The sequence below is a fragment of the Rubripirellula obstinata genome (assembly GCF_001642955.1).
Lineage (GTDB): Bacteria > Planctomycetota > Planctomycetia > Pirellulales > Pirellulaceae > Rubripirellula > Rubripirellula obstinata.
Map to the genome: position 1 here is coordinate 1 of NZ_LWSK01000180.1, position 8012 is coordinate 8012.

9 protein-coding genes are annotated in these 8012 nt (G+C 53.4%); 2 read left to right on the plus strand and 7 right to left on the minus strand.

Going from position 1 to position 8012, the window contains the following annotated elements; genetic code table 11:
- The 7 genes from RC85_RS28665 to gcvT form a co-directional block, all read right to left on the minus strand.
- Positions 1-234: hypothetical protein (locus tag RC85_RS28665; RefSeq protein ID WP_238383212.1), on the minus strand; the 234-nt coding region annotated here is incomplete at its 3' end.
- The gene (locus tag RC85_RS24005) at positions 231-770 is read right to left on the minus strand and encodes a hypothetical protein (RefSeq protein ID WP_149752821.1); all 540 of its coding nucleotides are present in this window, start codon (positions 768-770) and stop codon (positions 231-233) included. The genes RC85_RS28665 and RC85_RS24005, both read right to left, overlap by 4 nt.
- The gene (locus RC85_RS24010) at positions 767-1429 is read right to left on the minus strand and encodes an RNA polymerase sigma factor (RefSeq protein WP_084422984.1); all 663 of its coding nucleotides are present in this window, start codon (positions 1427-1429) and stop codon (positions 767-769) included. The genes RC85_RS24005 and RC85_RS24010 overlap by 4 nt, the downstream gene beginning before the upstream one ends.
- Before the next feature lie 26 nt (positions 1430-1455).
- Positions 1456-2142: an FHA domain-containing protein gene (locus tag RC85_RS24015; RefSeq protein ID WP_068267285.1), complete on the minus strand. Its 687-nt coding sequence runs from the start codon at positions 2140-2142 to the stop codon at positions 1456-1458.
- A 170-nt stretch (positions 2143-2312) separates the two neighbouring features.
- Positions 2313-3161, minus strand: a complete 849-nt coding sequence (locus RC85_RS24020) for a lipoate--protein ligase family protein (RefSeq protein WP_068267286.1) — start codon at positions 3159-3161, stop codon at positions 2313-2315.
- Between the two features lie 15 nt (positions 3162-3176).
- Positions 3177-3572, minus strand: a complete 396-nt coding sequence (gcvH, locus tag RC85_RS24025; protein ID WP_068267287.1) for a glycine cleavage system protein GcvH — start codon at positions 3570-3572, stop codon at positions 3177-3179.
- A gap of 4 nt (positions 3573-3576) precedes the next feature.
- Positions 3577-4695 (minus strand): glycine cleavage system aminomethyltransferase GcvT, encoded by a 1119-nt coding sequence (gcvT, locus tag RC85_RS24030; protein ID WP_068267288.1) that lies wholly within the window; start codon positions 4693-4695, stop codon positions 3577-3579.
- 568 nt (positions 4696-5263) lie between these two features.
- Between gcvT and arsS the strand changes: the two genes are divergently transcribed.
- Entirely contained in the window at positions 5264-6283 is a 1020-nt protein-coding gene (gene arsS / locus RC85_RS24035; RefSeq protein ID WP_068267289.1) for an arsenosugar biosynthesis radical SAM (seleno)protein ArsS, read from the plus strand.
- A 70-nt stretch (positions 6284-6353) separates the two neighbouring features.
- Complete coding sequence (locus RC85_RS24040) at positions 6354-7502, plus strand: methyltransferase domain-containing protein (RefSeq protein WP_200836844.1); 1149 nt, start codon at positions 6354-6356, stop codon at positions 7500-7502.
- The last annotated feature ends 510 nt before the right edge of the window (positions 7503-8012 follow it).

An 8012-nucleotide genomic window follows, 5' to 3' on the forward strand; every position in this document is an offset into this window, starting at 1 on the left:
CCGAGCCAGAGAATGGATGTAGGGGGCTGCCATCCGGGTGCTTGCGCACCCGGCAGGGGGCTGTCGGCCCTCCGGGCCTAATGGCAGTTCGGTGCCTACCGGCAGTTCGGTGCCTAATGGCAGTTCGGTGCCTACCGGCAGTTCGGTGCCTAATGGCAGTTCGGTGGCGATCGCCACCTGCACCGAGCTGTCGCCTCTCTCCGGCTGAATTCGGTAACGACGAATCACATTCACGAGGTTTGTTCTCGCGGTGCCGTCGTTAACAGAGTTGCGGCACGCTGGATCGAACGGCCTAGTGGGGCGACACCGTCGCTGACAATTCGCACCGTTGGCAACGTGCGACCAACCCAATCACGGTCGCGAATGTCGTTCCACCAGATGCTTGGATCAAGTTGTGGTCCGGTGATCGAAGTCGCCAGATCCGTTTTCGATGCGTTTGTTTGTGAATCGATGGAAGTCAGGCTCTGCGAATCTGGACTCTGCGATTCCGCGATGGGATCAGTCGTTCGTTGCGTTGCGAAAGCAATTGCCAAGCTTGCTGCTACTGCGACAGCGACAATGGATCGGCCTTTGATCGACTTGCTTTGATTCGTCTGAGGTTCTTGATACGTCTTGGATGCCAAGGAAGTTTCGATGGATTGCCATAGTTGCACTTGGTGCTGGCACGACGCACATTGATTGGCGTGTGATTGCATTTCACGGTTGGGCGATGCATCGCGTCGGTCGAGCGATCGCTGGAATTGTCGTTGGAATTCGTTGCAGTCCATCATGCACCACCTGATTGCTTGCGCTGTGGAACAATCGCATCACGATGACTCAAATGCTGGATAAGTTGTTGCCGGGCACGATGCACCCAAGTCTTTACCGTTCCCAGCGGATGCCCAACTCGATCACTAATTTCGGCATAACTAAGCCCCTGCTCGTGAAACATTGTGAAAGCAGTTTGCTGCATTTGCGGAAGTGCAGCGATCGCAATTGAGACCTCTTCTTGAAGTTGGTTTGCCGCATCAATCTGTTGTGTCTCTTGCCGAACAGGTTCACTCACCTCGGACAGCGATTGATGAAGCGCGGACCGGTGACGTACTGATTGGCGGCTGGCTAGAAAGCTGCGACAGCGGTTTCCAGCAATCTTTGCTAACCAAGGTTCCAATGGACGGCCGCGGTCCCAACGGTCAAAGTGCTTTGCAAAACGCGAAAACGTTTCCTGCGTCACGTCTTCTGCATCCTGACGATGCCCGAGAAACTTCATGCAGATTTTGAAGACCAGCGAGTGATGCTGCTGGACGAGCGCGGACATTGCCATGTTGTTGGCGCTGCCCCAATTCCCAACAGACACGTTGCCAACAGACACGTTACGGACAGACACGTTACGGACCGGCATGCGACTGACCGACATTTGGCTAGCCGGTAGTTCGCTTGAATTGCTCATCAGAAACAGGTTGGCTGAAGTTTGATTTAGCGTCCGCTGAAGAAACGCTTCAGGGCATTGTCGGCGGCGTCACGAGAGTTATCCGTCATCTCTCGTTTGACGCTTTCGGGAAGTTTGCCCGGCTTTTGATTTTTGTCAGGTCGTTTGCGAATCGATTCGGACGAAGATTCGCTGACGGACAATTCGCCACTCTCATCAGTCCCAGATGAAGATGGATCATCCACGTGTTCCAATTGGAATTGCCGAGTTTCGGGATCGGATAGTTTTCGCACGCGATCGATTTGGTCTGCTTCGTCCAACCAATCACTCACATCGACCGGTTCAAACTTGCTATCGTTAATTCCTGCTTCCACCGTGCGTGCGGCGGCATCGCCAACGTCGGTGACCTCCGCTTTCTTGACGCCTTGAAGACCGTGTTCCAGCAAGACTTCAAAAAGCAATTTGCCGATGCGTAGCATGTCACCGGCTTTTAAAACCTTTGCCTTATCGACGGGCAAACGTTTGTCGTTCACATAGGTCCCATTGCGGCTCTTCAAATCCTGGATCAGAACACGGTTCTCTTTCAGAACGATGATGCAATGCTTGCGGCTGACCGATTCGCTCTTGGGCCTTAGCTGGCAAGATTCGCTTCGTCCGACCAGAAATTTCTCGCTCGAGATCGCAATCTCTTTTCCTTCATGACTGCCGGAACGAACGATTAATTTGACCTGCATGGATCACCGATTACGAGAAGGCGCACGTCTTTGAAACGAAGAAACAGGAACCCTAAAGCCCTTGCCCTATTCTAAACAGATTATCGGCGCTGAGAATGCCTGACTTTGTTGTGAAAGCGGGTAATCGCTTACTAAAAAACACTCGCCACCCGGCGGAGTAGTGTTCGTAATTACCTGCGATGCGTCCAATCGTAGGCTAGGAACCTTCGCGACGCAATTTCAGTCCCCAATTGCCGTTCGGCCTCGTTGATGGAACTTGGTGACCACTGAATCATTAAGCGGCTCTGTATTTGCCTGGTGATCGGTTCAATCAGATCCTCAATCGTCGTAATTTTGGCACCCAAATCAATCAGCCCCGGTAATTGCGGGGCCTGCGGACTCGATCGCACAAGCAGGCTGCCGTGTTGCAGCAATGATCGCTTGCCACGCCGCTGGGCGCTGCCAAGAATTTTGTAACCGGCAACGATCAGGTCTTCGCTAGTCCGCCGCTGAAAGCAAAGCACCGGCTCATCAGCATCGGAAGCTTTTTTCTGTTCCTGATCCGATTGCAGTAACCGATAGGGAGTTGCCGTGACTCCGAATTCACGGACGGCGTCGGCAATCGCTTCGTGTACCAAAGCGTAAAGCCTGGCGTTGGCACCGATGGAGGTTCTGATTTTTGGTTTGTCAGACTGGTTTGCAGACGGCTTCGTGATCAGCGATTGATGATCGTCGGGAATGGCAATCGAATACGTCAATTCGTGATGGTGAACAATTGCACCTCCGCCCGATGCCCGCCGCACGCAAGGCAGGTCCAGGCTTTCGGTGTGCGTTTGCCGATCGGCGAACTTTTGAAAGTATCCGAGCGACAGTGTTGGCTGCGACCATCGGTAAAACCGCAGGCAGGCAACGCCCGTCTGGTCAACGGATTCCAAGATCGCTTGGTCCAGCGACATGTTCATTGCCGCGGATTCGGCGTCGGTCAATCCACCGCTGGAATCCACGCCAATCAGTCGTCCAACCGACGTTGCATCATTCATAGAGACGGTTTTCGTTTAACCGGCTTCGGAACATTGTTTTTCGTAGGCAGCGTGGTCCATCAATTTGTCACGACCTTCATCGCCGCTGACCTTGATGCGAACGATCCAACCAAAGTCCAACGGATCTTCGTTCAACTTTTCAAGATTGTCAGGCAGCTCGCTGTGAACTTCGACCACCGTGCCGCTGACGGGACTGTACAACGGGCTGACGGCTTTGACCGATTCGACTTCGCCAAATTCATCTCCAGCGGCAACTTCTTTGCCTACTTCGGGCAAGTCCATGTAAACCAGATCGTTGAGCTGTTCGATTGCAAACGCAGAAATACCGATCGTGGCGATGCCGTCATCGGAAGTCAGGTCGGCCCATTCGTGGGTTTCTGCGTAGAGCAGGGAAGCGGGATCACGGGACATTTATTTAGTTTCCTTCTCGTTTGTAAAAGGGCAGCGGGATCGCCGTAGCGTGAATCAGTTTACCACGGACATCAATCGCATAGCGTGCTTGCTTCGATGAAGCGGCGTCAACGTAGGCCATCGCGATCGGTTTCCCCAGCGTGGGTGACGGTCCGCCACTGCTAATGATACCAATCGGGTTGCCAGAATCGTCCAAAATGGGGCATCCATCGCGAGCCGGACGCTTGCCTTCGATCAACAGTCCGATGCGTCGTTGTTTTGGACCGTCAGCATGAATTTTTCGCAAAGCTTCGTCGCCAATAAAGCTGCGGTCTTTCAGCGTGCAGGCAAATTTTAGCCCGGCGGAAATCGGGTCAATGGTTTCACTAAGCTCGTGACCATACAACGGCATGCCGGCTTCCATTCGCAATGTATCGCGTGCTCCCAAGCCAGCCGCGGCAAAGCCTTCGTCGCGACCGCACAGCAAAATGTTTTCCCAAATTCGCTCTGCCTCTTCGGCCCGAACGATCAATTCAAACCCATCTTCGCCGGTGTACCCGGTGCGGCTGACGATGACTGGCTTTCCGAATTGTTCGGTGATGACCGCGCGATAGTATTTCAGCTTTGTTGGGTCACACTTAAATAACCGCTTGCAAACGTCCATGGCTTTGGGGCCTTGGACGGCGATCATGGCAGTCAATTCGGTTCGATCAGACATCGTGACCGTCGGAAAGTCGGCCAGGTGCGGAAGAATCCAGTTCTTGATCTTTTCTCGATTCGACGCGTTGACGACCATTAAATGGAACCGTCGCTGGGATGGTGTTTCCAGATTGGAAACCAGCACATCGTCCAAAACGCCGCCTTCGGCATTGCAAATCAGACCGTAACGGACTCCACCAATCGGCATGTCTTTGATTTTGCGAGTCAGCAGATGGTCCAGCAGATCCTCGCTATGGTCGCCATCAAATCGAAGTCGCGCCATGTGCGAAACGTCAAACAGTGCCGCCGAAGTCCGACACGTTTGATGCTCAGTCACGATGGACGAGTACTGGATTGGCATTTCATAGCCCGCAAAGGACATCAGCTTCGCGCCAGCGCCGCGGTGCCAATCCAGAAGAGGCGTTGAGAGGAGATCAGTTGACATGGGCCAAAACTAAAAGGATGGGAAGCAGGGTTCGCCCGTAGCTGATCCCGCCAGGGTTCAGTCGAGCATAGATGGGGCCAGGACTGAACCCTGGCGGAATCAGCTACGCTTTGAAACAGACTCTTTACGCCAGCAAAGTTTACAGAACCGTCACCACTACGCCATCAGGGAGGTTTGTTCTGCCCGCTGCAAGTTCTAGTATTCCGCGTCACCTCAATTTTCGGGTAGCGGAACTCGCCAAGAGTTTCGGCTACGAGGGGGACGCCGAAAGTCTACGCGACTTCCGCTACCTCCTAACCGAAGATTGAGCTGACATGGACTACTAGTGGCGGATGCATGGACCCAACCCCCATCACAAGTTCGCATGGATATCGTTTACACTCAGCAGCGGTTTTTACACGACTTGCCCGTAGCTGATCCCGCCAGGGTTCAGTCGAACTTGAACCCATGGTGGACTGAACCCTGGCGGGATCAGCTACGATTTAAACGGACGCTTCGAGCCGACCAGAGCCTTGTCTGATCGACGAACGACTTCCCTCTTTTCCTTGACTCTTCACCACCGCCGCCAATGTCCGAACTGTTACCTGTAATCGACGCGGGCCTTCCCGTCGGAATCATCCCGCCCTTTGCAACCCGCGTTGGCAAGGAAACCGGTGAGGCTTTGGTGCGTGGCAGCGTAACCGAACTGCAAATCAATCTCGGCAAGCTGTGCAACCAGACTTGCACCCATTGCCACGTGGAGGCTGGGCCCACGAAGAAACGCGAAAACATGAACGCCGAAACCGCTCAGCGTATTCTGGACTTGGCTGCTGGTTGCGAATCGTTGACGACGGTTGATCTGACCGGCGGGGCACCCGAGATGAATCCGCACTTTCGACAAATGGTGACGACGTTTCGTCAACGCGGTTTGCGAGTTCTGGATCGTTGCAACTTGACGATTTTGACCGAGCCTGGCTACGAAGATCTCGCCGAGTTTTTGGCGGCACAACGGGTGGATGTCGTCGCGTCGTTGCCTTGCTATTTGGAAGACAACGTGGACGGCCAACGTGGCGATGGTGTTTTCCAGCGCAGCATTGATGGGCTTCGCCAACTGAATCAATTGGGTTATGGAAAAGCTGATCCAGAGAATCCTCTTACTTTGGATCTCGTTTTCAACCCGACCGGTCCATCATTGCCACCCGATCAAGAACAGTTGCAAGCTGATTACAAACGCGAGATGCAGGCTCGCTATGGAATCAGTTTTGATCAGCTTTACTGCATCACCAACATCCCGATCAAACGTTACGCCCAGTATTTAAACAAACGAGGTAAGCTGAATGATTACATGCGTTTGCTGTCGGATCACTTCAATGCCGACGCGGCGGGGCACGTGATGTGCCGGTCTTTGGTGTCGATCAGTTGGGATGGTTTGATTTATGACTGCGACTTCAATCAAATGCTAGAGATGCCGATCGGCGGCAAGGACAAAACAACCCTCTGGGACATCGAATCGCTTGATCAATTTGCTGGCCGACCAATCACAACCGCCGATCACTGCTACGGCTGCACTGCCGGTGCCGGCAGCAGTTGCAGCGGCGCGATCACCTAATTCGTAATCTAAGCCTTCCCGGCGATAGCTTTTACTCTTCAAACTTCACTCTTCAAACTTCCCAAACATGTTGAACACTGAATCCGCTGTCCGTGAACGTTACTCCGCCGCTGCTGGACAGCGTGAGGCGGAGCTTTGTTGCCCGGTCGATTATGACGCGAAGTACTTGAAGGTCATTCCCGACGAAGTCATCGAGCGAGACTACGGCTGCGGCGATCCGTCCAAACATGTTCGTGCCGGTGAAACCGTTTTGGACTTAGGCAGCGGTGGCGGCAAGATCTGCTTCATCGCGTCGCAGGTGGTCGGTGCCCAGGGGAAAGTGATCGGTGTCGACATGAACGACACGATGCTGGATCTGGCACGTCGCAGCAAAACAGTGGTTGCCGAGAAAGTCGGATTTGATAACGTCGATTTTCGCAAAGGCAAAATCCAAGACATGGCGATCGATCGTGACGCCGTCGATCAATATCTAGCCGAACACCCGGTCACCGACGAATCGGGTTTGCAGAAGTTGGAAGCATTCATCGAAGAAATGCGTCAAAGCCGACCGATGATCGCGGACGAATCGATTGATGTGGTGGTCAGCAATTGCGTGTTAAATCTGGTTGCACCAGCGGAAAAAGAACAGTTGTTCCGAGAGATTTTTCGTGTTTTGAAAGTCGGTGGCCGCGCGGTGATCAGCGACATCGTAAGTGACGAACTGGTGCCGATCGAAATGCAGCATGATGCGGATTTGTGGAGCGGTTGTATCTCCGGTGCTTTTCATGAACACGAGTTTTTGGAAGCGTTCACAAGAGCCGGTTTCCAAGGCGTGACGCTTGAAACGTTGCAGGAATCACCTTGGCAGACTGTCGAAGGAATCGAGTTCCGATCAGCGACTGTGATCGCCTACAAGCCGGCTGATGTCGAGTGTTTCGAGCACAACGAAGCGGTGATGTATCGCGGACCTTACGCCAAAGTCGTGGACGATAGCGGTCACACGTTTCAGCGTGGTCAGCGTACCGCGGTTTGTCGAAAAACGTTCCAGTTGATGACCGGACAAGCCTACGGCAAAGACTTCGTCGGCATCGAACCACGCGTCGAAATTAGCGAATCCGAAGCCAAGCCGTTTGAATGCACCCACGGTGAAGCACTGCGATCACCCAAAGTCACCAAAGGCAAGAATTTCAAACTCACCATCGCCAGCGAAGATTGCTGTGGCGACGAAGGATGTTGTTAGCGAGTCACCCCGTAGCTGATCCCGCCAGGGTTCAGTGCGAGATCAACCGAACCCGGCGACTCACGCGCGGGATCAGCCTACCACTTGGCACGTACTTAAAATCGCTCTCTTTAAACCTGGGCGATAGGTAGATTCGCGTATCGATGTCAAAGTTTGCGAAGCGTTTTGCAAATCGGCGTAGGCCGGAACAAGCCGCTTCGGCGCAGTTCCGGCAATTGCATTGTACTACCGTGGATTGCCGGAACTGCGCCGAAGCGGCTTGTTCCGGCCTACCTAAACTTACTTTAGAATTTGAACTGCCCAATTTGAACTGGCTTGGGGGACATCGATTTGATTGCTGCCGGATTAATGTCGTTACTCCTACCGAGTGAAGTCGCGCATATAAATGTAAACAGTCGTTGATCGCTCCGCGATCATAACGTTCGTGAATAGTCCCGGAGGGGACGGAAGCCCTTTGCCGGGGATGTAAATCCCCGGATGGCAGCGTCTAATTTTCTTTGGCTCGGTTCC

What these genes read in the sequence shown, in the direction of transcription:
- RC85_RS24005 (WP_149752821.1), bottom strand. Translation starts at nt 770, where the DNA reads ATGATGGACTGCAACGAATTCCAACGACAATTCCAGCGATCGCTCGAC.
- RC85_RS24015 (WP_068267285.1), bottom strand. Translation starts at nt 2,142, where the DNA reads ATGCAGGTCAAATTAATCGTTCGTTCCGGCAGTCATGAAGGAAAAGAG.
- gcvH (WP_068267287.1), bottom strand. Translation starts at nt 3,572, where the DNA reads ATGTCCCGTGATCCCGCTTCCCTGCTCTACGCAGAAACCCACGAATGG.
- RC85_RS24020 (WP_068267286.1), bottom strand. Translation starts at nt 3,161, where the DNA reads ATGAATGATGCAACGTCGGTTGGACGACTGATTGGCGTGGATTCCAGC.
- gcvT (WP_068267288.1), bottom strand. Translation starts at nt 4,695, where the DNA reads ATGTCAACTGATCTCCTCTCAACGCCTCTTCTGGATTGGCACCGCGGC.
- arsS (WP_068267289.1), top strand. Translation starts at nt 5,264, where the DNA reads ATGTCCGAACTGTTACCTGTAATCGACGCGGGCCTTCCCGTCGGAATC.
- RC85_RS24010 (WP_084422984.1), bottom strand. Translation starts at nt 1,429, where the DNA reads ATGAGCAATTCAAGCGAACTACCGGCTAGCCAAATGTCGGTCAGTCGC.